Origin of the sequence: Burkholderia sp. E168m15, from assembly GCF_016586105.1 — a bacterium.
Taxonomy (GTDB): domain Bacteria; phylum Pseudomonadota; class Gammaproteobacteria; order Burkholderiales; family Burkholderiaceae; genus Burkholderia; species Burkholderia orbicola.
The window spans coordinates 17,884-42,369 of sequence record NZ_BCPO01000226.1 but is presented as its reverse complement, the minus strand read 5'-3'; the positions used below and the strand labels follow the sequence as shown (position 1 = coordinate 42,369).

27 protein-coding genes are annotated in these 24,486 nt (G+C 62.1%); 25 read left to right on the top strand and 2 right to left on the bottom strand.

Features of this window, described 5'->3' with window-relative positions; genetic code table 11:
* Positions 1–79: 79 nt before the first annotated feature.
* Complete coding sequence (locus JMF86_RS34430) at positions 80–988, bottom strand: flagellin (protein ID WP_126364770.1); 909 nt, start codon at positions 986–988, stop codon at positions 80–82.
* 932 nt (positions 989–1,920) lie between these two features.
* Here JMF86_RS34430 and JMF86_RS34425 point away from each other — a divergent pair.
* The 18 genes from JMF86_RS34425 (at position 1,921) to JMF86_RS34340 (ending at position 18,568) form a co-directional block, all read left to right on the top strand.
* Positions 1,921–2,664 (top strand): response regulator transcription factor, encoded by a 744-nt coding sequence (locus tag JMF86_RS34425; protein ID WP_201317451.1) that lies wholly within the window; start codon positions 1,921–1,923, stop codon positions 2,662–2,664.
* Positions 2,665–2,687: 23 nt separating this feature from the next.
* Positions 2,688–5,087, top strand: a complete 2,400-nt coding sequence (locus tag JMF86_RS34420) for an ATP-binding protein (protein ID WP_054928520.1) — start codon at positions 2,688–2,690, stop codon at positions 5,085–5,087.
* Between the two features lie 272 nt (positions 5,088–5,359).
* Complete coding sequence (gene fliE, locus JMF86_RS35225) at positions 5,360–5,680, top strand: flagellar hook-basal body complex protein FliE (protein ID WP_054928531.1); 321 nt, start codon at positions 5,360–5,362, stop codon at positions 5,678–5,680.
* Positions 5,680–7,326 carry a flagellar basal-body MS-ring/collar protein FliF gene (fliF, locus tag JMF86_RS34410; protein ID WP_236593061.1) on the top strand — a complete coding sequence of 549 codons (1,647 nt, stop codon included), beginning with the start codon at positions 5,680–5,682 and terminating at the stop codon, positions 7,324–7,326. The genes fliE and fliF overlap by 1 nt, the downstream gene beginning before the upstream one ends.
* A complete protein-coding gene (locus tag JMF86_RS34405) occupies positions 7,310–8,362 on the top strand; it encodes a flagellar motor switch protein FliG (protein ID WP_126364783.1) in 1,053 nt (350 codons plus the stop codon). Before fliF ends, JMF86_RS34405 begins: the two co-directional genes overlap by 17 nt.
* On the top strand, positions 8,359–9,036 hold the full coding sequence (locus tag JMF86_RS34400) for a FliH/SctL family protein (RefSeq protein WP_054928518.1): 678 nt from the start codon (positions 8,359–8,361) through the stop codon (positions 9,034–9,036). The genes JMF86_RS34405 and JMF86_RS34400 overlap by 4 nt, the downstream gene beginning before the upstream one ends.
* A complete protein-coding gene (locus JMF86_RS34395) occupies positions 9,033–10,340 on the top strand; it encodes a FliI/YscN family ATPase (RefSeq protein WP_126364785.1) in 1,308 nt (435 codons plus the stop codon). The genes JMF86_RS34400 and JMF86_RS34395 overlap by 4 nt, the downstream gene beginning before the upstream one ends.
* The gene (locus tag JMF86_RS34390) at positions 10,337–10,801 is read left to right on the top strand and encodes a hypothetical protein (protein WP_201317449.1); all 465 of its coding nucleotides are present in this window, start codon (positions 10,337–10,339) and stop codon (positions 10,799–10,801) included. Before JMF86_RS34395 ends, JMF86_RS34390 begins: the two co-directional genes overlap by 4 nt.
* A gap of 39 nt (positions 10,802–10,840) precedes the next feature.
* Positions 10,841–12,178 carry a flagellar filament capping protein FliD gene (gene fliD, locus JMF86_RS34385; protein ID WP_201317448.1) on the top strand — a complete coding sequence of 446 codons (1,338 nt, stop codon included), beginning with the start codon at positions 10,841–10,843 and terminating at the stop codon, positions 12,176–12,178.
* Entirely contained in the window at positions 12,175–12,564 is a 390-nt protein-coding gene (gene fliS / locus JMF86_RS34380) for a flagellar export chaperone FliS (RefSeq protein WP_054928514.1), read from the top strand. The genes fliD and fliS overlap by 4 nt, the downstream gene beginning before the upstream one ends.
* A 6-nt stretch (positions 12,565–12,570) precedes the next feature.
* On the top strand, positions 12,571–12,870 hold the full coding sequence (locus JMF86_RS34375) for a hypothetical protein (RefSeq protein ID WP_054928513.1): 300 nt from the start codon (positions 12,571–12,573) through the stop codon (positions 12,868–12,870).
* Positions 12,867–14,078 (top strand): flagellar hook-length control protein FliK, encoded by a 1,212-nt coding sequence (locus JMF86_RS34370; protein WP_201317447.1) that lies wholly within the window; start codon positions 12,867–12,869, stop codon positions 14,076–14,078. Before JMF86_RS34375 ends, JMF86_RS34370 begins: the two co-directional genes overlap by 4 nt.
* A 274-nt stretch (positions 14,079–14,352) precedes the next feature.
* Positions 14,353–15,081, top strand: a complete 729-nt coding sequence (locus JMF86_RS34365; RefSeq protein WP_201317446.1) for a FliA/WhiG family RNA polymerase sigma factor — start codon at positions 14,353–14,355, stop codon at positions 15,079–15,081.
* Positions 15,082–15,136: 55 nt separating this feature from the next.
* Entirely contained in the window at positions 15,137–16,009 is an 873-nt protein-coding gene (gene motA, locus JMF86_RS34360) for a flagellar motor stator protein MotA (protein WP_054928510.1), read from the top strand.
* Positions 16,006–17,031, top strand: a complete 1,026-nt coding sequence (locus JMF86_RS34355; protein ID WP_201317445.1) for a flagellar motor protein MotB — start codon at positions 16,006–16,008, stop codon at positions 17,029–17,031. The genes motA and JMF86_RS34355 overlap by 4 nt, the downstream gene beginning before the upstream one ends.
* 79 nt (positions 17,032–17,110) lie before the next feature.
* Positions 17,111–17,398, top strand: a complete 288-nt coding sequence (locus tag JMF86_RS34350) for a flagellar biosynthesis anti-sigma factor FlgM (RefSeq protein WP_125381090.1) — start codon at positions 17,111–17,113, stop codon at positions 17,396–17,398.
* Entirely contained in the window at positions 17,395–17,820 is a 426-nt protein-coding gene (locus tag JMF86_RS34345; RefSeq protein WP_201317444.1) for a hypothetical protein, read from the top strand. The genes JMF86_RS34350 and JMF86_RS34345 overlap by 4 nt, the downstream gene beginning before the upstream one ends.
* Positions 17,821–17,896: 76 nt before the next feature.
* Positions 17,897–18,568, top strand: coding sequence for a glucosaminidase domain-containing protein (locus JMF86_RS34340; protein ID WP_164725431.1), 672 nt, complete (start codon positions 17,897–17,899; stop codon positions 18,566–18,568).
* Positions 18,569–18,605: 37 nt separating this feature from the next.
* On the opposite strand, the gene flgA is transcribed toward JMF86_RS34340, so the two are convergent.
* Positions 18,606–19,322, bottom strand: coding sequence for a flagellar basal body P-ring formation chaperone FlgA (flgA, locus tag JMF86_RS34335; RefSeq protein WP_201317443.1), 717 nt, complete (start codon positions 19,320–19,322; stop codon positions 18,606–18,608).
* A gap of 237 nt (positions 19,323–19,559) precedes the next feature.
* Here flgA and flgB point away from each other — a divergent pair, with 237 nt between their 5' ends.
* From flgB to flgH, 7 genes are read left to right on the top strand one after another with little or no spacing between them, the layout of a single operon-like run.
* Positions 19,560–19,928 (top strand): flagellar basal body rod protein FlgB, encoded by a 369-nt coding sequence (flgB, locus tag JMF86_RS34330; RefSeq protein ID WP_201317442.1) that lies wholly within the window; start codon positions 19,560–19,562, stop codon positions 19,926–19,928.
* Positions 19,928–20,326, top strand: coding sequence for a flagellar basal body rod protein FlgC (gene flgC / locus JMF86_RS34325; RefSeq protein ID WP_027782020.1), 399 nt, complete (start codon positions 19,928–19,930; stop codon positions 20,324–20,326). Before flgB ends, flgC begins: the two co-directional genes overlap by 1 nt.
* Positions 20,327–20,331: 5 nt before the next feature.
* Positions 20,332–21,057: a flagellar hook capping FlgD N-terminal domain-containing protein gene (locus tag JMF86_RS34320; RefSeq protein ID WP_201317441.1), complete on the top strand. Its 726-nt coding sequence runs from the start codon at positions 20,332–20,334 to the stop codon at positions 21,055–21,057.
* Positions 21,054–22,223 (top strand): flagellar hook-basal body complex protein, encoded by a 1,170-nt coding sequence (locus JMF86_RS34315; RefSeq protein ID WP_201317440.1) that lies wholly within the window; start codon positions 21,054–21,056, stop codon positions 22,221–22,223. Before JMF86_RS34320 ends, JMF86_RS34315 begins: the two co-directional genes overlap by 4 nt.
* A gap of 4 nt (positions 22,224–22,227) precedes the next feature.
* Complete coding sequence (locus JMF86_RS34310) at positions 22,228–22,953, top strand: flagellar basal body rod protein FlgF (protein WP_201317439.1); 726 nt, start codon at positions 22,228–22,230, stop codon at positions 22,951–22,953.
* A gap of 51 nt (positions 22,954–23,004) precedes the next feature.
* Entirely contained in the window at positions 23,005–23,790 is a 786-nt protein-coding gene (flgG, locus tag JMF86_RS34305; RefSeq protein ID WP_201317438.1) for a flagellar basal-body rod protein FlgG, read from the top strand.
* Entirely contained in the window at positions 23,790–24,455 is a 666-nt protein-coding gene (flgH, locus tag JMF86_RS34300; protein ID WP_201317437.1) for a flagellar basal body L-ring protein FlgH, read from the top strand. The genes flgG and flgH overlap by 1 nt, the downstream gene beginning before the upstream one ends.
* Positions 24,456–24,486 lie beyond the last annotated feature (31 nt).

Genomic DNA, 24,486 nt, shown 5'->3' with positions numbered 1-24,486 from the left:
ACAGAGTTTGAACACCCCAAAAAAAACGACCCGCTCGTGGCGGGCCGGTTTTGAACTCCAGTGAATCGCGAGGCAATGCTTACTGAAGCAGCGACAAGACCATCTGGTTCATGCTGCTGGTTTGCTTGAGCATCGACATGCTGGCTTGCAGCAGTACTTGCTGCGAGCTCATCTTGGCGGATTCCGATGCCATGTCGGCGTCCATGATGCGGCCTTCGGCGTCAGCCGTGTTCGTCGACATGTTGGCCAGGTTGTTGTGGGTGTGCTCGAGGCGGTTTTCTGCCGCACCGATGGCCGAGCGCAGCGCGCCCACGTCGTCAAGCACGTTGTTGATCAGATCGATCGTCGCGTTGGCCTCCTCAGTCAGCTCCTTGCCGGCCACTTCAGGCTGGCCTGCTTCCGGGCCCTTGTAAGTTGCCGACAGGCCCTCGAACTTGGTGTGCGCGTTTGTGACGTGCTTGGAGAAATCGACGGTCATCGTTTCGTCCTTGGTGGCGCCGATCTGGAAGGTGATTTCCTTGGTCAGGCGACCGCCCTCGCTCGCTACCGTGTCGTCTGCATTTTTGACTTCCTTCTGCATCAGCTTGGCGCCGCCGTACGACGTGTTCTTCATGATGTTCGACAGTTCCTTGCCCAGCGCATCGTACTCGGCCTGCATGGCAGACTTTTCGTTTGCCGAGGACGATCCGTCAGCGGCCTGCGTGGCCAGATCCTTCATGCGGTACAGAATGTTGGTGACTTCCTTCATCGCGCCGTCAGCGGTTTGGAGCAGCGACGATGCATTTTGCGTGTTCTGCATGGCCATGCCCATGCCGCGGGTTTGCGCTTGCAGGCGCACGGCGATCTGCAGGCCGGCAGCGTCGTCCTTGGCGGAGTTGATGCGCAAGCCGGTGCCCAGGCGGGTCATCGTGGTGTTCAGGCTGCTACTGGTGCTGCCGATCGCCTTCTTGATGTTCATGGCGGCGGCGTTGGTGTGCAGGCTCAGCATGGTATGTAATCCTTAAATCTAGACTAGGTTTGGGGTATTTGTTTGTCGCTGCCCACTTGTCAGGAGGCGACGCCTGTTCAAGACGGCAGGCGATCCACAGACGTTAAATCGAATCGAGTCGGCCAAGCGGGAGATGCGGCGCGGCGGACGTGCAAACGTCGAGATTGCTTCTCCGCTGGCGGGGGAATGCTTGCCATTTGAGCGGTGCCGAGCGATGGCGCTATGAGTCGCTGCAATAGCGCCAGTGAAAACTGGCCGCGGCTTTTTGCCGTGGACTGATCTCGCGTATGTCCGTGCGCGCTGAGATAGGCGGGCTCGCCACGGGGGGGGCAGTGAATACTGCTGTGCTGGCGTTCCCGCGCGTAGCGACATGCAATTGATTCGGCCCGTTAAAATGTGGCGACTCCGGAAAATAAGAGTTGTCTGATATTGGGCATGGCGGATTTCGCTCACACTTTAGCTCTACATTGGGATCTGTATCGCAGGTCCAAAAGGAGCTGGTTTGAGATTCAGGTCTCGCCGCGCAAACTTCACACTTGGCATTTCTCTTGCCACCGGTTCGCACTTGGGTGGCCCGTCCGTTAGGTTGCTGGCGATTCGCCGTCAGTGACGAGCGTTGCGCATAGCGCGTGTTGAGAAACGTACGAGTTCGGTTTGACTGACGTCTGATCTTCAATCTCATGGCCTTTCTCGCACCCTGTGCATGCGGGGGCTGCTGACGCAGTGCCGAGCGATTTCGGCTCCGCTGAAATGTTTGCGGCCTCGCGATATTTTTTCGCATCAAGGACGCCGCAATTCGTAGTGTGCATTCTGTCTATCCTTGCGGGGGGAACTCCGCTGCTTAACCGTGGGCTCCACGAATTCCGTTCGATCGCGTATTGACGGGGATACGTCAGTGGGTGCCTCCCAAAATCCTCATCAGTCTCGCAATCATGTCGACAGTCACACCCGCCGATGCAAAAAAGCCGCGCATTGCGCTCCTGGAAGACAACGTCGCACATGCGAGAACCGTTCGGCACTGGCTCGAGGCCGCGGGCTACGACGCTATTGTCGAGCACGACGGCAGCCGCTTTATCGACCGCATCGGCCACGAGAAGGTCGATATGCTTCTACTCGATTGGGATGTGCCCGGCATGACCGGCATCGACGTGCTGATAGACATGCGCAAGCGGGTCGACTATCTGATTCCCATTGTGTTGCTCACTCAGCATGACGACGAGCGCGACATCCTGCACGGGTTGAGCTGCGGGGCGGATGACTATCTGGTCAAGCCTATCAGCGAGCGAATGTTGATTGCGCGTGTTATCGCCCAGTTGCGCAAATGGTACCCGGGGGTCCAGCGCAATCAGCAAATCAAATTTTCCGGCTTCGTCCTGGACGAGACCACGCGCACGGCGACGTTGCCCGACGGCGAGCAAGTCTCGCTGCCTGAGCGTGAATTTTCCATTGCGCTGTACCTGTTCGCGCACGCCGGACGCGTGGTGAGTCGCGATGTGCTGCTCAAGCAAGTTTGGGGTGCTGCGGATTCGTCGAATGTCGGCACGTTGGCGACCTATATCACGCGGGTGCGAAACGGCCTTCGCCTGCGTCCGAACGGGCTCAGAATTTCGAGCGTGTATCGCTACGGGTATCGCCTCGAGCGGTTGGCGGATGGTGCCGACAACGACCTGGATTGAGCTTGCAGCAAGCTGGTGGCTCTATGCGTGCACTCATTTCCCGCTTGATGACGATCGGCCCCTTGCGAGGCATTGTGGTCCTTGCGATGCTGGCGCTGGCTGCGTTGAGCGGTAGCCCCGGCAGCGGCGTGGTGTCGGGCGCGCTTGATCGTGTGCTGTTCGATATGATGGCGCAGGTGGTTGCGCATCGGTCGACGCAACAGGTGGTGGTGGTCAACATCGACGAAGGGGTGATCGCCCAACTGGATCCGCATGGCATGGACGCGTATTTGGCGCAATTGCTCGGCGCCCTTGGGAAGGCGCGCAGCGTCACGCTCGATTTGCCGCTGTGGCCCGGGTTCGATTATTCGAGTCTGCGCGCCGGCATGCGAGCATGTTCGCATACCGTGTTGGTCGAGCCGGGCCTCGCTGGGCACGCAGGAAGCTGTTCAAGCTTGCTGCCGCCGGCACTCAGTTCGCTTGCTGCCGCGCGCAGCCAGCGAATCGTTACGATGGGCCACTACGGTGTGGTGAGCGGTTTCGTACCTTACCGTCTGTCTGCAGGCGTCCGTTATGCACACGTTGCGCTCGACGCGCTGCGGGTGGCGGGCATCGAGCCGCCGTTGCCGGTCGTTGATTTCGTCAGGCCATACGCGCAGTCGATCGGGGCCGCCCGCACGCCGGCGGTAATGACAATGCTGCCGGCATCGATGCACCTCACGCAGTATTCGGATATTGATGTGCTGCAGCAACGCGTGCCTGCGGATGCGTTTGATGGGAAGGTGGTATTCGTTGGTAGTCACGCGTGGGGCGCCGGAGGGATGTTCCAGATCTCGTCGCTCAACTCGCACGAGGTTACGCGCTCACAACTCGACGCGCTCATCGCCGACGCCGTGGCGTCAGGCAATCTCGCGCGCGAAGCGCCCGCCGTCGTCGGGGTGTCGATCTATCTGGTCCTCGCGTTCGGCGTCGTGCTGATCTGCGTGTTTGTGCCTGGTCGGGCGGTGCATCTGGCGGCGCTAGGCTGGGGCGCGCTGATCTTCGCCGTTCCACTGGGAATGTTGGTATTCCATATCTGGTTGCCGCTGGGGCTGCTTCCGGTTGTTTGCCTGCTGATCTACGGCTTTTTTGCGTGGGAGCGACATGCTCGCATGCTCTCGATGTTGCGAGGCGAATTGCGCGAATGGGGAGCGATCGCCGCCGCGATCCATCCGCGAGAGGGTGCCGCCGCGGTCGCTGCGCCGTCTGGGCGGTCCGACGAGCTGGTCGGCATCAAGGCAGCGTTGCTGCAGGTGCGCGGCTGGCAAAAGCTCTACGTCGACATGGTCAACCAGTTTCCGTATCCAGTCTTTCTCACGATGGGCGGCCACGTTGCCGTGTGGAACGCGAAGGCTGCCACTTTAATGCGCGAGGACTCCGCGGGTGACCTGTCCGACGCTCGATTGCCATTCATGCAAGTCGAGCGGCTCGTGGCCGAGAGCGTATGCAAGGGCGGAGACACCAGTCGTGAAATCGAATGGGGCGGTCGTACCTATATGCTGATGTGCGAACGGCTGTCGAGTGGGCTGAGCGGGGATACTTCTTCCGACGGCGATATGCAGATGTCCCACCTGGTTTGTCTGATCGACCTTTGCGATCTGAAGGGATTTGTCTCGCACGACAAGTGGATGTTGCGTCATATCGCCCATGATCTGCGCAGCCCACTGACGGCCATCCTGTCGTTGATCGACCGCCGGGGCGCGTCCGTTGGCAGCAATCCGGACGGGGAGTCGGATCGCGCCTTCCTGAGCGATCTACGGCAGCAGGCTTCATACTCGCTACGTATTGCGAAGGACTTCATGCAGTTGAGCCGTGCCGAACGACTCGATCGGACCGAATTCGAACCGGTGGCATTGAGCGAGGTGGCCGAAGAGGCGATCGACCAGAACTGGCTCGCCGCCGAGCAAAAGGGCGTCGTGTTGCGCGAACCGGCATTCTTGGTCGAAGACACCCTCGTTGGCGGAAATGGTGACATGCTCATGCGTGCGGTCGTCAACGTGTTGGACAACGCGATCAAGTATTCGCCGCCTGGTGCCGTTGTGTCGCTCACCATCGGCTCGGCTGGCGAAGGCGCACTGGTACTGAAGGTGACTGACAGCGGCATCGGCATGACTGACGACACGGTCCGTCGCCTGTTCGAGCCGTTCTTCCAGGCCGAGCGCAAGGCCGACGGCAGCGCCAGCGTCGGATTGGGGTTGCCTTTCGTCAAGGCCGTGATCGAAAGACACGGTGGCACGGTTGCCGTGCACAGTGCACTTGGTGGCGGCACCGTGTTCGAGCTGATCCTGCCGCGCATCTCGGCGAAAGAGCGAGGCGTCGGATCGCTGGAAACGGTCAGCGTAATCCGACCTGCGACGATGGCGATGACTGCGGCGCCCGCGCGTGACTGCCGGTTCGCCATATAGCGCGACGCCGGGGGCGCACGTGAGCCGCACGTCGTGCTCTTGACTGCCAGGGCCTGACGTCTGACGGCACGGGCGCTCGGGCGCGGGGCCGCCCCGAACCCTGTTCCTCCGTTTTGTACCGGCTCGTTTGCCGTATGGTCGTTCTCCGCCCGATGGAGCGCGAGAAGTAGCGACAGGCCGCCGTTAGCGCGCCAATCAATGTTTCGTTGAACATTCTCGTTCTACGACGGATGACGTCCCAGAATCCGTGCCATAGCCAATCTGGAGCCGCCATGACTGTCGACCTCTCGAGCGCGATGCTCGATTCGATTCGCCAATCCGTCATCCCAAAAAACGATGACCCGAAAACCGAAGCCGCCTCTGCCGACATCGCGGGAGGCTTCGCCGATTTACTCAAGCAGGCCGTGCGTGGCGCGGATGCGCAACAACATCACGCCGACGATCTCGTCACCGCCGTGGAAACCGGTGCCAGCGATGACCTCGTGGGCGCCATGCTTGCCAGCCAGCAGGCAAGCCTGTCGTTCTCCACAATGGTCCAGGTGCGCAACAAGGTCATGAGTGCTTTTGACGACATCATCAAGATGCAGGTTTGATGAGGACCGCAAACGTGCTTGCTCAAGTCAAGGCTCAGATTGCGCGCTTCGCGCCTCCCGGCCATTTCCGATTGCCGTCCCCCGCGGCGCTGTCCAAAGTGGTGCCCATCGTCATCCTGGCGATTAGCCTGGCCGCGCTGACCATGATGCTGATGCATCGTCAGGACTCGCGCTACAAACCGCTTTTTGGCTCCCAGGAAACCGTGGTCGCCGCCGACATGATGGCCGCGCTGGACGCCGAAGGCATTCCGTACCGTATCCACCCGGACAGTGGCCAGGTGCTGGTGCCGGAGCAGAAGCTCGGTGCTGCGCGCATGATGCTGGCCGCCAAGGGTGTGGTAGCCAAATTGCCGGAGGGGCTGGAGCAGGTGGACAAGAGCGATCCGCTGGGCGTCAGTCAGTTCGTGCAGGACGTTCGGTTTCGGCGTGGCCTCGAAGGCGAACTGACGCAGAGTGTTATGGCGCTCGAGCCGGTGTCGTCGGCTCGTGTGCATCTGTCGATCGCCAAATCGGCGTCGTTCATTCTGGCCGATGGCGACAAGAGTTCGGCGTCGGTGGTGCTCACGCTCAAGCCCAACCGCAAGCTGAGCAAGGAGCAGATTGCCGCGATAGTCGCGCTGGTAGCGGGCAGCGTGGCGAACCTCGACCCGGCTCGCGTGACGGTGATAGACCAGGCCGGCAATCACCTCTCCGCGCAGATCGATCCGGTACTGGGAAATTCCACACGCGATAGCGAGTTGGGTGCGCAAATGCGTGAACAGGTATTGCGCAATATTCGCGAGTTGCTCACGCCTGTGTTGGGGGACGGCAACTTTCGCGCGAGCGTTGCCGTCGAGCTGGACCACGATCGCGTGGAAGAGACCCGCGAGCAATACGGCGAGGCCCCGAAGGTGACACAGGAAGCGATTCGCGACGAGAAGGACATCGGTCAGGCAGCGTTGGGTGTACCGGGTTCATTGTCGAACCGCCCGGCGCCGCCGTCGACTGCCAGCATGCCCGAAGCGCCACACTCGGCCAAGAACGCGCAGACACGCCAATACGCTTACGACCGCAATGTCGTCCAGATCAAGCGCAGTCCCGTGCGCGTAAAGCGCGTGAACGTGGCGGTGGTTCTGAACAACGCCGCCGCGCCCGGCGGTGGAAAGGCTTGGGCGCCAGCACAACTTGCGCAGGTGGACACGATCCTGCGCAATGGCTTGGGCATCGATGCCGACCGTGCAGATGCACTGACGGTGTCGTCGCTGGACTTCCGCGGCACGCCGGTGTCCGTATCGCAGCCGTGGTGGAAACAGCCCGACAACATCGTAACGATTGGTACTTGGGCAGCGTGGGCATTGGGTGCGCTACTCGGGTTCGTATTCATCTTCCGCCCGCTGCTTAAGGTGCTTCGCATTTGGGCCAACGGCGGGCGCGATCCGCAGTCGCAAGGCGCCAACGCCGTACCCGGCGGTCCGGAAACCCCGGCGCTTGCGGCAGCCGCCGACGCCGACACGCAGCCCCTGCTGCTGGCCGACGCGAATCTCCCGCCGATTGGCTCCGGCGCCGACGTGCTGATCGCACACCTGAAGCATCTGGCCGCTCAGGACCCTGAGCGCGTTGCCGAAGTCATCAAACCCTGGATTCGAGACGATGAGCACACCAACTGACGTACCTGCGACCGTGGACACCGTCATAACGGCAGGCCCGCCGGCCCAGAATCTTGCCGCGGTAGAGCGTGCCGCCATCATCCTGCTCAGCATCGGCGAGGAAGCTGCGGCGGGCGTGCTGCGATGCCTTTCGCGCGAGGAGTTGCTGGACGTGACACTGGCCATGTCACGCATGCAGGGCGTCAAGGTGGAGGCTGTGCAGAACACCATCGAGCACTTCTTCACGAATTTTCGCGAGCAGAGCGGTGTACGGGGTGCTTCGCGCTCGTTCTTGCAGCGCTCGCTTGAGATGGCGCTCGGCGGTGTGGTGGCCAACAGCGTGCTCAACAAGATTTACGGTGACGCGATAGGCCCGAAAATGGCGCGCCTGCAGTGGGCACAGCCGCAATGGCTTGCCGACCGCCTGCGCGATGAGCACGTACGCATGCAAGCCATGTTCCTCGTCTTCCTGCCGCCGGAGCAGGCGAGCCGCGTGATTCAGGCGCTGCCCGAAGTGCGACGCGAGCAAGTGCTGCTCGATATCGCGCGTCTGACCGAGATCGATCATGACCTGCTGCGAGACTTGGAAGACGTAGTCGACGGCTGCATCGCTAACCTTGGCACACAAAGCACGGCCGTCGAAGGTGTGCGGCAGGCCGCCGACATCATTAACCGTATGCCGGGCGACCGCGCCCACATAGTGGAAATTCTGCGTGCCCGAGACCCGGAGTTGGTGGCAGCGGTGGAAGACCTTATCTACGATTTCGCGGTGATCGCGAACCAGGATGATGAGGTGATCTCCGTCATTCTCGAACATGTCGACACGGCGCTGTGGGGCGTGGCGCTTAAGGGTGCCGACCCAGCTGTGCGCGACGCACTGTTGCGCTCGATGCCGCGGCGCGCGGTGCAGGCCTTCGAGGAGATGTTGCGCCGGACGGAACCCGCAATCCCGGGCAAAGTCGAGTCGGCGCGCCGCGAAATCATGGACATCGTACGAAGACTTGCCGACGACGGCGACATCGAACTTCGGCTCGTGGCGGAGGAAGCACTTCGATGAGGACGTACCGACGCTATGCATTTCCCTCGCTGGCACGCATTCGCGCGGCAAGCGAGCAGCTTGGCGGATTCACGGCGCCCGACGAGGTGGATCTGCTCTCCGAGCAACTGCATGTACCACCGGCCGCGGAATTGCTTGAAGAAGCTCGGCAAGCGGGTTACGAGGAGGGCTTTGCCGCCGGCGAACGAGTCGGCGCCGAAGGCGCACGCCGCGATGTGCGTTCTGGGTTCGATGCGCTGGTAGCACCGGTCGACGCGCTGGTTCGTGGCTTCCAGCGCGTGCAGGAAGCGTATCGAGCCAAGGTGCGCAGCGAAGTGGCCGAGCTCGTTGGCGACGTTGCCCGGCAGGTTGCGCGTGCGGAGCTTGAAACTCGTCCCGAGCGGATCCTCGCGTTTGTGGATGAAGCCGTCGGCACGCTGACGAAACCGCCCGAATCCGTCAGCGTGCGACTGAACCCGGCCGATTACGCGCGCCTGGCTGAAGCGGCACCCGACCGAGCGCAGGGCTGGCAACTGGTGCCGGACGACCGGCTCGAGCCCGGCGAATGCCGCGTGCGGGCCGATGACATCGAAATGGACGCGGGCTGTGGTCAGCGCCTTGTCGCCTGCATCGAGCGGATTACCTCGCAGCTTGCGCATGCCCATGCCGATGACTCGGACGGAGTGCCAGCATGAACGAATCCGTACTCGGCAAGCTTCACCTTGGCGATGTGCCCGTCGCAAGGCCGGTAGGGCGCTTGTCCGCCGTCTCGGGCCTCCTGCTTGAGGTGACCGGCTATGCATTCGAGACCGGTCAACTCGCACGGATCGAAACCGCATCGAATGACTGGCTCGACGCCCGCGTGGTCGGCTTTCGGGAAGGCGTGTCGTATTTGATGCCCTTCAGGCCCGCAGAGGGTTTGGCCGCGGGCGCGCGCGTGTTTGGCGATGAAAGTGCGCGCAGGCTGTCGATCGGCGCTGGATGGCGGGGCCGCATCGTCGATGGCCTCGGTGAACCGATCGACGGCCGTGGTCCGCTCGTCGGCGACGCCGTGCTCGATCTGGCTCCCCCGCGCGTGAACCCGCTGCGCAAGCAGCCGGTGGAGGGGGTGATGGACGTAGGCGTGCGCGCGATCGACGGCATGCTGACGTTGGGCCGCGGGCAGCGCGTTGGCCTTTTTGCTGGCAGTGGCGTTGGCAAGAGCGTGCTACTCGGCATGATCGCGCGCCAGGCCGCGGCCGATGTGGTGGTGGTTGGCATGATCGGCGAGCGAGGCCGCGAGGTGCGAGAGTTTATCGAGCACTCGCTTGGCCCCGAAGGCTTGTCCAAAGCCATCGTCGTGGTCGCACCGGCGGATGAATCCCCACTGATGCGTTTGATGGCGACCGAGCTGTGCCACGCGGTTGCCACACACTTTCGCGATGCCGGCAACGATGTGCTGCTGATGATCGATTCCCTCACGCGTTACGCGATGGCGCAGCGGGAAATCGCGCTGGCGCTGGGCGAGCCGCCGGCCACGCGCGGTTATCCGCCCTCGGTGTTCGGCATGTTGCCACGTTTGGTGGAGCGCGCGGGCAACGGCGAAGGTGTTGGCAGCATGAGTGCCATCTACACCGTGTTGGCTGAAGGCGACGACGAACAGGACCCCGTGGTCGACACGGCGCGTGCGATTCTCGATGGTCACATCATGCTGTCGCGCGATCTCGCCTCCCAGGGGCATTACCCGGCGATCGACGTGCTGCGCTCGGTCAGCCGCTGCATGTCGCTCGTGGCGCCGCGCGAGCAGATCGACGCGGTACGCAAGGTCAAGCAAATGATGTCTCGCTACGCCAATGTTCGCGATCTGATCCCGCTGGGCGGCTACGTGGCCGGCGCGGATCTCGTTACCGATCACGCCGTGAAGATGCACGACCGGATCGAAGCCTTCCTGTGTCAGGCGCAGGACGAGGTCGCGCCGCGCCAGGCGACGCTGGATATTCTGGCGGAGATTGCCGCATGAACGCCCGACATGTCGTTGCCGGACTATCGCAACTCGTTGCGATGCGTGCGAAGGAAGTGGATCGGCTCGAAGTCGATGTCGCCGCGCGCGACGCGGAAGGCGCTCGCTATCGCCATCATATTTCGCAAATGACTTTGCTGATGCAAAGCGTCGACACCGGTACGCACGTACATCCCGAGCAAGCAATGAACGGCGCGCGCTATCGCTCCGCGCTCGCCAATCTGATTCATCGGCACGAGCGTCAATTGGCAAAGCACGAGGCATTGGTCGCGGGCTTGCGCGCGGATTTGTGCCACGCACGCCTGCGTTACGAGCAGATCGATCGAGTTCGCAGCAAGAAGCTTGGCGCGCTCGAACTCGAGAAGCGCGCACGCGATCGCAAACTCGAAGACCAGCAGGCATCCCAGGCATGGCTGCGCAGGCGGCTGTCGCAGCAACGTTCGATATCCAACCCATTCTGATCAAGCGAGGACGCCATGTTCGGCAGTATTGGAGACCCAGTGGCAAGCGCCAAGGCGCTTACCGAAAAGTACATGCAGAATGCAGTTCAGCGCCTGAAAAGCCAGAAAGCGGGCAACGCGGTTGCCCAGGCCGGGCTTACCCGGTTACAAGGCGCGTTGAGTTCGTTTCAGACCGCGTTGAAGGCCTTATCCGGTGTTGGTGGCATCGTCAAACAAAAGGCTTCGCTGTCGAACCAGGCGCTAGGCGAAGCCACGGCGGCTGCCAGTGCGCAGCCCGGTCGTTACGCGTTCTTCGTCAAGCAGCTTGCGTCGGCGCATCAGGTGGCTTTCAAGGGCCTCTCGTCATACGGTGCCAAGGATGCGGGCACACTCGGAATCGCACTCGCGAACGGCGAATCGTTCAAGGTGGACCTATCGGCGGCCAACGCGGACGCGAGCGGCAACGTGTCGCCGGCCGAACTGGCTCGTGCGATCAATCAGGCCGCCGGCAACAAGGGCAAGGTATCTGCGTCGATCGTCACGATCGAAGATGAGCAGCGTCTCGTGCTGACCTCAGGCGGGACCGGCGAGGCCGGTGCGATTTCGCTCGACACCGGCGGCAGCCGCGATGCAGCGCTATCTGCGGTTCTGTCGGGTACGCCAGACGAACTGTCGATGGCACGAGACGCCATATTCAAACTTGGCGGGGAGAGCGGTGTCGACATCAAGCAGTCCAGCAACACTTTCACCGGCATTCAGGGCGTGTCCGTCACGTTCAAGCAGTCGATGGTCCAAGATGACGCACCGTTGTTGCTCGATATCAAGCTCGACCAAGGCGGCACGGCCGACGCCGTGCAGGCGTTTGTCGATGCATATAACAAAGCAATGGGTGTCCTGTCCGAGTTGACGAAGGTCAACCCTGACGATCCGTCAAGCGCAGGGCCGTTCGTCGGCGATGCCGGTGTGCGCAACCTCCAACTGCGGATGAACGCGCTGTTGCGCGCCACAGTGGGCGAGAAACGGATGTTGGACTACGGCATCTCGGCGGATCGTACCGGCAAACTGTCGCTCGATACGGGCAAGCTGAACGCCGGGCTGACCAAGAACCCGAACGGCCTCGACGCTCTGTTTGCCGATCCTCAGAAGGGCATCGTCGCGCGCATGGACGCCTACCTGAAGACATGGACCTCGTCCGTCGACGGTCAGGTCAAGCGTCGTCAGGAGTCCGTTGAGCTTGTTGAGCAATCGTTAAAGAAAAAGGAGCGCTCGCTCGAAGTGCAATACCGTCAGGTCTATGACCGATATCTGACCCAGTTCACGCGTGTGGCGGAGCTGCAGAAGCGGATGGAATACACGAAGCAGTTGCTCGACGACCTCCTTGGCGGACACAAGAAATGACGACCCGACATGGTTATGGCAGTTACCAGACGACGAACCTGGCGAGTCAGGCGGCAAGCGCGTCGCCGGTGCGGTTGGTGATTGTGCTGATGGATGGCCTGCTCGACGAGATGGCGCGCGCGCGCGCCCATATCGAAGCTGGACGCTACGAAGAGAAGGGCAACAGCCTGAACAAGTGCATCGGCATGCTGCATGGTCTGACCAGTGCACTCGATTTCGACGTCGGCAACGAGGTCGTCGTCAACCTTGCCCGGCTGTACGAGTACTGCACGGTACGCCTGAATGAAGCCGGACTCACTCTGGATCCGCTCCTTATCGATGAAGTCTCGATGCTGATTCGCACGCTGCGCGCGGCGTGGGAAGGCGTCGATCAACGATTCGGATGATAGACCATGGACCAGAGCGACTATGTGCTACGACTTGCAATGCGCGTACGACAAGCGATTGCGAAGTGCGATTTCGACGCGCTGGTGTGCTTGAGCGTCGAAGTACACGATATCGTGAGCAACATGGCAACCGGAACGGCGTTGACCGCTGCCGAGCTGGAAGCACTGAGACTTCTGACGATCGCGCACCGCGTCGCTATTTCGTTATTGGAAATTGAAGCCGAACGGCTGATCGAGGCGATGAACGATCTCAATGATCGCCGCGAAGTCTGGCAGGCCTATGCAGTTCAAGGGAGCCAGCAATGATGAGCGGTCTTTCGGCAATGGCCGACCTTGCGCCGGCAACGGCAGCCGACGGTAGCGCCGTGCTGGCTGCAGTGCTCGGCGTGCAGCCATCCGTGTTAACCGATGATTTCGAGTCCTTGCTGGTGGAAGGCTCCGGACTGGACGACGGCACGGACGCTACGGCGGATCCGGTGTCGGTGCTGGATCCGTGGTTGGCACTGGCGCGAGCGCCTGAAACCGAACCGCCGGCTAGCGACATGCCGTCGTTGCAGGACGGCGTGGTGGCCGCACCGGGCCTTATGCAGGCACTTGAGGCACGTGCAGTCGACACTGTCGCACCGGACCGGACGACAAGCGACACACCGGTCGATACCGTAGCAACGCAACGCCTTTCCACCATCGTTTCGTTGCCGGCACACACGCATGGGACAGCGCACCCAGTGGACTTGTACCGGCGCGGCGCGATCGAGCAAGCGGCTTTGCCGCAAGTTGGTGCGAAGGAACCGGTCGCGCCCATGCTGGCCGCACGCCTGTTCGACCATCGGTCGAGTGCGGTACCTGGGGCGCTGTTGAACCAAAGCATGAATCTCGCGACGACGCACGTGTCGCCGATCTTCGGCCCGCTCGCGTTCGGTGACGCAATCGCTCCGACAGGGCCATCGGCCGTCACGCCCGACTGCGAGGTAGGCACCCGCGCGACACAAGCCGAACTGTTGACGGACGCGGCAAGGGTACCGGAATTGGCAAAGGCACCGGAAGCGGCAATGGTACCGACAACGGCTACGGGTGCGCCGACCGCGCGTCAGCAGAAGCTGATCGACGCGTTGGGAGAGCGCCTGAGCGTGCAGATGGCTCAAGGCATGCGTCAAGCCGTGATCCGACTCGAACCGGGTTCGAACGGATCGATACGCATCGACCTACGCCAGAACGTCAACGGCATGGCAGTTCACTTGTCGGCCACTCATCCCGAGGTCGTTCTCCAGTTGCAGGCGATCGGAGAAAGCTTGCGCCAGGATCTCGGCGCGCGCCATGGTGGCGACGTGACCGTGCAGGTCTCGGCAGGTCGGCAAGGCCATGGGGAGGCGAGCGGCTCGGGCGGCCGCGAGCACCCTCCACGCGATGAGCCGCCCACGCGAGGGCCTGGTGGCGGATTGGCCTCCGCAGGAGGCGATTCAATATTCGAATTGACGCCTCGCGAATTAGCGTACGTGAAGAGGATGACGACATGAATCGGAACGCACGGCAACAAGGGCAACACGCTGCCGTGCAATCTGATGCCGGATCTGCTGCTTTCGGCTAACGAAACGAATTGTGCGAAGGGCTGCCGGCGCTGAGCGAGATGGTCCGAGGCGTACCGGCCGCGCGCACGCTGGTCGATGTGCAGTGCATGGAATAGCTCGAATCAGAAGCATTGCTCAATTTGGAATACGAACATTGTGCTGCGGCACCAATCGCACGCTCTCGTAACGTGACGGTAACGAAGGCCATGATGGACCGAATACGATGACTGCAACGATCTACACGGAATACCAAAGTGTACAGCGCGAGAACCAGACGTTGTCCCCTGCTGATGAGGCACGCTGGATGACGCAGTATGCGCCGCTGGTGAAGCGCATCGTGCGCAAGCTCGCGTCGCAGGCGGGCGGAGCGATGGAGGCCTGCGACCTCGAGCAACTCGGACTGATGGGCCTGCTCGAAGCGCTGCGTCGCTACGGCGAGCCCGATGACGAATTCGAGCATTTTGCTCTATTTCGCGTGCGGGGCGCGATTCTGGACGAACTGCGCCGCCAGGACTGGCGTCCGCGCTCGGCACGACAAGGTGCTCACCGTCTGCGCAGCACTGAGCGGGCATTGCGCCGGGAACTGCGCCGCGATCCTACGAAAGAAGAAGTGTGCAACGTGCTGAAAATCGGAGACGACGAATACGAGCAGTTGCAACTGGACGACTGCGCACAAGAGTTCGTCAGCTTTGACGCCTTGCTGGAAGAGGACGCGGAACGGTACGAGTGCGGCGGCAGCGATGGCATTGAACACCGGGCGATGCTGCGCCACTCGCTTGAACAGGCGCTGGGCGTGCTCGATGCGCGCGAGCAGCAGATCATCCAGCTCTATTACGAATTCGATCTGAGTCAAGCGGAGATCGGGGCGGTGCTGGGCCTGACGCGGGCTCGAGTCTGTCAGATCAACAAGGGTGCTCTGGTCAAGATGCGCAAGCGCCTCAGTCAGCATTGACATTGAAGAACATTGCGCCGCTCGCACAGGACGGCGCCCAGGTCGGGAAGAAATCATGCAACAGATATTTGGAATTTTGATCGTGCTTGGCTGCGTATTCGGCGGCTTCGTATTCATGGGGGGCGATTTCCGCAAGCTCTGGCAGCCTGTCGAATTGTTGATCGTCGTCGGCTCGGCCGTTGGTGCGCTGGTGCTCGGCAATTCGCGCCACGTGCTCGTCGACATGGGCAAGCAATTGCGTAAGGTGATGGGCAGGCGCAAGCGCATGGCCAACAAGGAACTTCAGCGCCAGCAACTGCTGGTGATGTATGAGCTATTGAACATTGGCAGAGACCTCAAGGCGCTCGACAACCACGTCGAGAACCCGCACGAAAGCCGGCTGTTCCAGCGCTACCCGCTGGTGCTACAAGGCCCCGAGTTGCTTACCTTCATTGTCGACAACCTTCGCTTGATGGCGATGGGCAAGATCAGTTCACACGAGCTGGAAAGCGTGCTCGAGCAGGAGTTGGTTGCCATTCAAGAGAACATCGAGTTGCCGTCGCGCTCGATCAAGAAGATTTCGGAAGCCATGCCCGGCTTTGGCATTGTGGCTGCAGTATTGGGCGTGGTGATTGCCATGGGCAGACTTGGAGACGGCGCCAGCGCGGCCGAACTGGCCGAGAATGTCGCGGCCGCCATGATTGGCACGCTTATCGGCATTTTCTTCTGTTATGGCGTTTTGGATCCGGTGTCGAATCTGATCAAGCAGGCGATGAAGGCCGAGATGTCGGAAATGGAATGCATGAAAGTGATACTGGTGGCCTTTGCTGGCGGCAAGCCACCGCTGCTGGCGATCGATGCAGGCCGTCGCATGATGCAACCGGCCTGCAAGCCAAGCTTCGCGCAGCTCGAGGGCTGGATCGGGCAATTGGACGCGGGGCGTGAATGAGCTTGGATAGCACCCACGAAAGCGTCACAGCCGAAGATGCATCCGTCGCGCCCGCGACGGCTAATCCTGCCAAGCGAGTTGAACGCCGGGCGGCCCCAATCGACTTGATCGTCAAACGCCCGGTTCGGCGCGATTACGATGACGATCATGGCGGTGGCTGGAAAGTCGCGTTCGCCGATTTCTGCCTCGCACTGCTGTGTGTGTTCATGTTGTTGTGGGCACTTAGTGCGCGCGACGAAGAGACGCGCCGCAAAATGGACACAATGGTCGACAGTGCACTGTACGACGACGACTGGGACATGCCGGCTAGTGCGCCGTTGGGGCCGAATACTCACGCGTTGCAGGACACGTCGGCGTCGCACGTGGCTGACGATGGGGCTGGCGACGTGAAGCGCAGCCAGCCGATGGCGGACAGCCGCGAGGCGATGGACGCGCTTGCCGAGCGTGTGCGCAAGCTCGGCAAGGACGCCGGGGTGCTCGACAACGTTCAAGCGATCGTCACGCCAATGGGCCTGCGGGTCATGCTGCACGATACCGAAGAGCGCGGCGTGTTCGTCAGTGGTGGTGCGGTACCTTCCGAGCCGTTTCGACCGATGCTGATCAAGCTGGGCGCGCTCATGGGCTCGATCGGCAATCCACTGTTCGTACTGGGGCACACTGATTCGGTGCCGTATCGCAACTCGGACGCCGGCTCGCGTTCGAACTGGGATCTGTCGGTGGATCGCGCGATGTCCGCCCGGTCGTGGCTGTTGCAAGGCGGCGTGAACGCCGAGCAAGTGATGCAAGTGATCGGCATGGCCGACCGGGCGCCGCTGGTGAACAATCCTCGCGCCGCAATCAATCGACGCATTGAATTTCTGGTGCTGACGCCGGAACGCGCCCGCGCTATCTGCTCCATGTTCGGCCCAGTCGACCAAGTCGTGCCGCTGACGCCGGGAATTAACGCCACGTCGGCCGGCGATCCTGACGCGGGCCGAGTCGGTGCGGAGGTCGGTGTCAAGCTCGACAAAAAAAGGACTTAACAGATCGATCCGCTTGCTCGTTCTGAAGGAGTGTGAACGGGTAACAATTTTGAGGGCCGCGGGGCCTTAGGGTGACATCATGCGAATTGCTAATCTGGCGGCACACGCCGCAGTCAATGGGACGGAAAGCGTACAGCGTTCCGAGGGCGTGCGCCACAAGCGTACTGTGGCGTCAACTGAGGTGGTGCACGAAAAGACCCGTGATCGCCTCGTGCTGGATGCAGCACGCGCCGTGCTGGACGAGACGCCGGAAATCGACTTGGTTCGGGTGGCTCGCGTTCAGGCCGCGCTGGCCGCCGGCAAAATCCGGTTCGATGCCTGCAAGCTTGCGGGCACGATTCAACGTTATCACGGAGGTAGCGAATGACGGGCACGGGTTCCCCGCACCAACTGCTCGTGGATGTTATCGCCGACTGCGTCGGCTACCGCAAGCTTGTGCAATTGCTGGAAGATCAGTTTGCTGCGGCGCGGCAACTCGATACCGTGAGGCTTGGCGTGCTCGCTGGCGTGATCGCAGCTGAGGCCGATGCGATTGACATGCGGCGCCGCTACCGCATTGAGCGGCTCGGTCAGGTGCCGGGTGCGGTGCTGGAACTTGGTCGGCGTCTGCTGGCCGACGACAGGCACGCAATGCAACGCGCATCGTTCATCGAGCGGTGTGAGGACGTGAAGCTGCTTGCGGCGCGATGCCACGCCCTCACTCGGCGCAACAGCGGCCTCTTGGTCGCGCAGTACGAGGTGATGCAGCGCCTGGTGTACGGGGAAAGCCACACCTATGTTCCGGCCTGACGTCGCATTCGTGCCCGCCGCGCCGGGTCCGTCTGCCCGCACTCCCTCTCCCGTTGCGTCCGCAAGCGAGTCGGCGATGAGCTTTGGTTCGTTGTACGCATCGCTGAATCGCGATATCCGCGGCACGATCCGTAACGGGTTCGGCCGCTCGAGCGAGCCGCAGCTTTCGTCGCAGGCGGCAGCGTGGACCAATATGATGCGAGCCCGCGCGGAAGCGCTCGCGAAGCCGCAGCAGGGTGTCTTGGGAAGCGGCGCGCCTGCGACGGGGCCGAACTTCGCCGATTCGGATCAGCAGGCCTTTCTGGCCGAGATCATGCCGCACGCTCGTCGTGCGGGTGCGATGATTGGCGCGGCCCCGGAACTGATCGCCGCGCACGCGGCGCTTGAATCCGGCTGGGGGAGCAAACCGCTGAAGAACGTACGCGGCGAGACCACGCATAACCTGTTCGGTATCAAATCGACGGGCGGATGGGCGGGGGAGTCGGCTGCTGCCGTCACCACCGAGTATGTCAACGGTTCGGCCGTGAAGATGGTCGACCACTTCCGCGCGTACCGAAGCTATGGCGGCGCCTTTCATGATTACGCCAAGCTGCTGCGCGATTCGCCCCGCTATGCCGGCGTGCGCAACGTAGGCGACGACGCTAGCGCATTCGCCAGCGCGCTCAAGCATGGTGGTTACGCGACCGATCCTGCCTACGCGACCAAGCTTGTGGAAATGGTAGGGCTGGTCAAGCGGATGGTTCGCTGACGTTCGTTATGGCCGGGTGCCGACGGCCGTGTCACCTCTACTTCGTCACGCCGACCGGCTCGACGGTGTCGGCACTGATCACCCGCGCGAAGATTACTTTGCCGGTGCTCGCGTTTTTCACGCGGATAACCTCGTCGACCGCGCCATTCTGCATGGCGGTGCCCGGCACGGATACGCGTATCGGCCCGGAATTAGCCTCGATTTGGACCGCCTGGCCGCGGTGGATGGTTTCCGCGCGGTTGAGTAGGCGCGCCTGGATCACCTGGCCGGCTTTTACCGTGCGACGCAGCATGCGCCCAACAGCAAGGGCGGGATCGGTCAGCGCATCAGGGGTGAGTGCAAAGTCACGGACATCCTGCTTGAAATCCGCTTCGTTGAGCGTGTGGCCGGAGCGCAACGCTGTTGCCGCTACCAGCACGGGCGTGTCGATATGAGCCTTCACCAGATAGGTCGTGGCGCGCGGGTCCCCCTTGCAGCGCACTGAAAAACGCATGCGGGTCAGCGTCTTGGTGTCAGTCGCGGCGATTTCGTAGGGCTCGCTGCACGTCGGGGCGGGCCGACGTGGGGACGACACCGCGACTGAAGCATGGGGTTTGGTTAGCGCGCGATCGGCAACATAGCGCTCAAGCCACGTCAGAGCCGCCTTCTCGACCTGCGGAACGGCCGGATCGCCTGGATGCGCCGCGGCGGGGGCGGGTGCCTGCGCAAAGGCTGCAAGCGGCATCGCCAACGCCGCGATGACTGCTGCCAGCACCACATGCTCGTGCGGTTGCTTGCGGGAGTGTGTCGGAGCCATCGCATCCTTTTTCTTGAACTGAATGTCGCTCGATTATAGGGCGCCGCGCGGCTGTAGCGAACGCTCGAGCGCCGTGTTCAAGTTCTGTAAAACCTCTTCGCGGCCACGTTCGCTCGCCCGTAACCTCCACCCGGTCTATGACTCAACCGCTGCCGGTAACAACCGCGTGGCACTTTCCGGAGGCAAGCCGCCACTATGGGATTGAATCTCGAACAAGCACTTGGCGTGCATTCGGCCGCACTCAAAGTGCGTGCCGAACGCACCAAGCTCCTTGCATCGAACTTGGCCAACGAATCGACGCCGGGCTACCAGGCGCGCGATCTGGACTTCCGTGCGAGCCTCGGCTACGTGCTCGCCAACGATGCCTTCGATGCCGCGCTGCGATTCGGTGGCGATGAACCGATGTACCGCGTGCCCAGCAGTCCCTCGCAAGACGGCAACACCGTCGAACTGGGTGTCGAGCAGGCGGCGTTCTCACAAAACGCGGCGGATTTCCAGGCCAGCCTGACATTCGTCAACATGAAAATCAAGGGCTTAAAGTCCGCCATCACGGGGAACATCTGATGAGCTTCAAGGACATTTCGCAGATCGCGGGTTCGGCGTTGTCCGCACAAGCGGTGCGGCTCAATACCATCGCCAGCAACCTTGCCAATGCAGGTACGTCCGGCACCGAGGAAACCGCGTACCGCGCGCGCAAACCGGTATTCGCGTCGGTGTTCCAGAACGGTGGTGCGCGCGTGCAGGTGCTGGACGTGATTGCCACCGACGACGCGCTCGCTGCTCGACATGAGCCGGGCCACCCGCTGGCAGATGAAAACGGCATGGTGTTTTACTCGAACGTCAGCGCCGTCGAGGAAATGGCCGACATGATGGCCGCATCGCGCGCGTTTTCCACCAACGTCGAGGTGCTCACGCGCATCAAGGGTATGCAGCAGGACCTGCTGCGCATGGGTGAGGGCTGAACGCGGTGGATATCCAGAACAATGTCAATAACGTCACTGGCATAGGCGGTTCGACCGCCACGTCAACAGCAGGCAATGGCGGAGGCGATGTGTCGGCCATGTTCACCCGGCTGTTGGTCGCGCAGGTCAAGAATCAAGATCCGCTCGCGCCGATGGAAGCCAATCAGTTCGTGACGCAATTCGCGCAGATGAGCCAGGTAGAAGCCATGCAGACGCTTGCCAACCTTAGCGCCGCCAACGCCAGGACGCAGGAAAGCATGCTGGTCGTGACGCTCGGGTCGCAAGTCGGATCACAAGTGCGCGTGCGATCGGAAAAGGTCGAATTGGGCGATGCGGTGGTCACCGGAAGCCTCAAGCTCGAATCGTCGGCGTCGGAGGTTGGCGTGATCCTGACCGATGCGGGCGGCACCGAGTACAGGGTTTCCCTCGGTGCAAAACAGGCGGGCGACGTCGACTTCAACATCGATCCCGCAGAGCACGGCCTGCCGCCGGGCAATTACACGCTCCGTGCGGTTGCCGACTCCGGCGAGAAGCCCCCCGTCGAGCTCGATGGCAATCTGCAAAGCGTGCGTCTCGGAACGGACGGTCGCGTGATCTTGACGATCACAGGCATTGGCGATGCAGCGGCCACGGACATCACTCGCTTTCTCGGCCGTTCAAATCAGCAACGTATGTCTTCGGAAACCGCGTCTCCCGAGAGTCTCCCCATTTCAAAGAGGTTCCAGTCATGAGTTTCAACATCGCGCTCGCCGGCATCAACGCCATCAACGGGCAGCTCAACCAGATCAGCAACAACATCGCCAACAGTGGCACGCTGGGCTTTAAATCGGGCCGCGCCAACTTCGCGTCGAGTTACATCAACGCGATGCCGTCGGGCGTATCGATCGGTTCCACCTCGCAGTCGATGGACGTCACCGGAAATTTTTCCGCGACGGGTCGCAGCATGGACGCCGCGATCGCAGGCAAGGGGTTCTTCATCTCTCGCGACACCGACGGCTCGATGGTCTATTCGCGCGCCGGTGTGTTCAACATTGACAAGAACGGCAACGTGACCGATTTCATGAGCCGCGTCGTGCAGGGGTATGGCGCGGACGGGGCACTGGGCAGCCTGACGATTCCCAGGGGCGCGATTCCCGCACAGGCGAGCAGTTCGCTGGAATACGTCGGCAATATGTCTGCCGACTGGACCAAGCCGGCGGTCTCGCCATTCAACAAGGACGATCCGAAGTCGTACAACGGCATCTCGGCCGCCACCGTGACGGATTCTCTCGGTCGCGAACATACCGTCACCCAGTATTTCGTGAAGGATGCGGGCAACAAGATGCAGGTCTATTACGCGATGGACGGTCAGGATGTCGGCAACCCCGTGGAGCTGAGCTTCGACAACGCCGGCAAACTGGTAACGCCGACCGCCACCGTAGAACTTGATCTCGGCACGCCGACCGACGCCGCACCGATGTCGATTGCAATCAGCTACGCCGGCACGACGATGTTTGGCGGCAAACAGACGACCGACAGGTGTCGGGCTGACGGCTACAAGGCCGGCACCGCGACCGGTGTGTCGCTGGCCGAGGACGGCTCGATCGAGGTGCAGTACAGCAACGGCAAGAAGCTGTCGGCCGGCCAATTGGCCATCGCGACGTTCCAGAACGAAAACGGCCTGGTGCCGGTGGAGGGTTCCGCCTGGCAGGCCAGTTCCGCTACCGGTGAACCGCTGGTCGGCAAGCCGGGCGCCGGCATGGCCGGCAAGCTCGCCGTGCGGGCGGTCGAGCAGTCGAACGTGGACATGACCGCGGAGCTCGTGAGCCTGATGGGCGCGCAGCAGAACTACCAGGCCAACTCGAAGGTGCTGTCGACCGAAAACGAAATGATGCGCGCGTTGATGCAGGCGCTGTAACGCGATGGACAACTTCCTCTACACCGCGATGACAGGCGCCGAGCATTCGCTGCGCGCGCTCAACGTGCGAGCCAACAACCTCGCCAATGCACAGACCAGCGGCTTTCGCGCCGATCTGGCCAGCGTGACAAGCGAGGCAGCCAGGGGTTATGGCTACGACTCGCGTTACCACGCAACGCTCACGTCGACGCATGTGAATCACGAGCCCGGCAAGATCAGCGAAACGGGTCGCACGCTGGATGTGGCTATCGACGGAGCCGGCTATCTGGCGGTGGAAACCGCTCAGGGCGTGGCGTACACGCGAGCTGGCGCGCTCACGCTCGATGGCGACGGCGCACTGACCCTGAACGGTAACGCCGTATTGGGGGAAGGCGGTCCGATCGTGCTGCCCGAGCACGACGCGTTGACGATCGGCGCGGACGGCACGATCTCCGTCGTGACGGCGGGCGAGAAGGATGTGCAGGACGCGGGTCGACTGCTGCTGGTGAACCCGGAGCCGACCGACCTGGTGAAGAACGCGCAGGGCCTCATCGTTTCGCGCACGGGTACCGACTATCCGGCCGACGACAGCGTGACCGTCAAGGGGGGCCATTTGGAAGCCAGCAACGTGTCGGCCGTCGAGGAAATGATGCAAACGATGTCGCTGACGCGCTCATTCGAGATGCAGATGAAGCTATACAAGGTGGCCGATGAAATGGCCGATGCCGGCAACCGGCTCATCCGCGGGTAAGCGCTCGGGTGGACCGGCGCCAAACGAATCAACCAACACTAAAGAGCGACGATGAATCACGCAATGTGGATCAGCAAGACGGGCATCCAGGCCCAGGACGCGAAGCTGCAGGCGATTGCCAACAATCTTGCGAACGTCAACACGGTCGGCTTCAAACGCGATCGTGCCGTGTTCGAAGACATGTTCTACCGTGCCGAGCGCCAGCCCGGCGCTCAGGTCTCTGACAACGCAACGGGGCCGGGCGTGCAACTCGGCAACGGCACGCGGATTGCCGGTACGCAAAAGGTGTTCACCACCGGCGCGCTCCAGGAGACCGGCCAGCCGCTGGACGTGGCCATTGTCGGCAATGGCTTTTTGCAGGTAGAGATGCCGAACGGCGAAGTGGGCTACACGCGCGCCGGCCAGTTGCGCCTGAGCGACCAGGGCCGGCTGACCAATGCACAGGGCCTGCCTCTCTTGCCGGGTATCGACATTCCACCCGAGGCGGTTGGCATCACCATCAGCGAGAACGGAACGGTGTCGGTTTCGACGGGCGCAGGCAAGACGCTGGCCGAAGTCGGTCAACTTCAGCTTGCCCAATTCGTGAATCCGGCTGGCCTGCTCGCATTGGGTGGCAACCTGTACGCAGAAACCGTTGCCAGCGGCGCGCCCACCGAAAGTGAGCCCGGTCAGAATGGCATCGGAACGATCAAGCAAGGTGCGCTCGAGGGTTCCAACGTATTGGCCGTGGAGGAAATGGTCGAGATGATCGCTGCCCAACGCACCTACGAGATGAACACCAAGGTGCTGTCGGCCGCCGACAACATGATGCAGTACCTGTCGCAGGCGGCGCGCTGATGACGGTCACCCGCTTCGTTGCCATGGGCGGTGTGCTGGCTTTGCTGGGCGGCTGTGCGACCGGGCCGTTCGATCGTTCGCTGCCGGACTTCGACGACGGCATGCCCGATACTGTTTTCGATGTCCGCCGAGGCACCGCGGGCGGCGTGCTGGTTCCCGATCAGGCATGGTCGCTCACGTCGGACGTGCGCGCCTTCCGCGCCGGCGACGTGTTGACGGTGGATCTCGAAGAGTCGACCCAGGCGAGCAAGAAGAGCGGCACGCAGGTCGGCAAGGACAGCAGTCTCAGCGCCAAGAAGCCGTCGCTGTTCGGCAAGGCGCTGCCGGTCGAGGCCGAACTCGGCACGAAGAGCGGGTTCAACGGCGCGGGTTCCAGCTCGCAACAAAACACGCTGCGCGGCTCGGTGACGGTGGTGGTGCTGCGCGTGATGCCCAACGGCCTGCTGCAAGTGCGGGGCGAGAAGCGCCTCGTGCTCAACCAGGGCGAAGAGAACGTGCGTCTGGCGGGTTACGTGCGTGCCGCCGACATCGACTCGAACAATCGTGTGTCATCTCAACGCGTGGCGAATGCGCGCATTACCTACGCGGGCCGTGGGTCGCTGGCGGACGCAAATCAGCCTGGCTTGTTGACCCGATTCTTCAACAGCCCGTGGATGCCGTTCTGAGTTGACGACGAACGGACTGAACCAGGTCGAC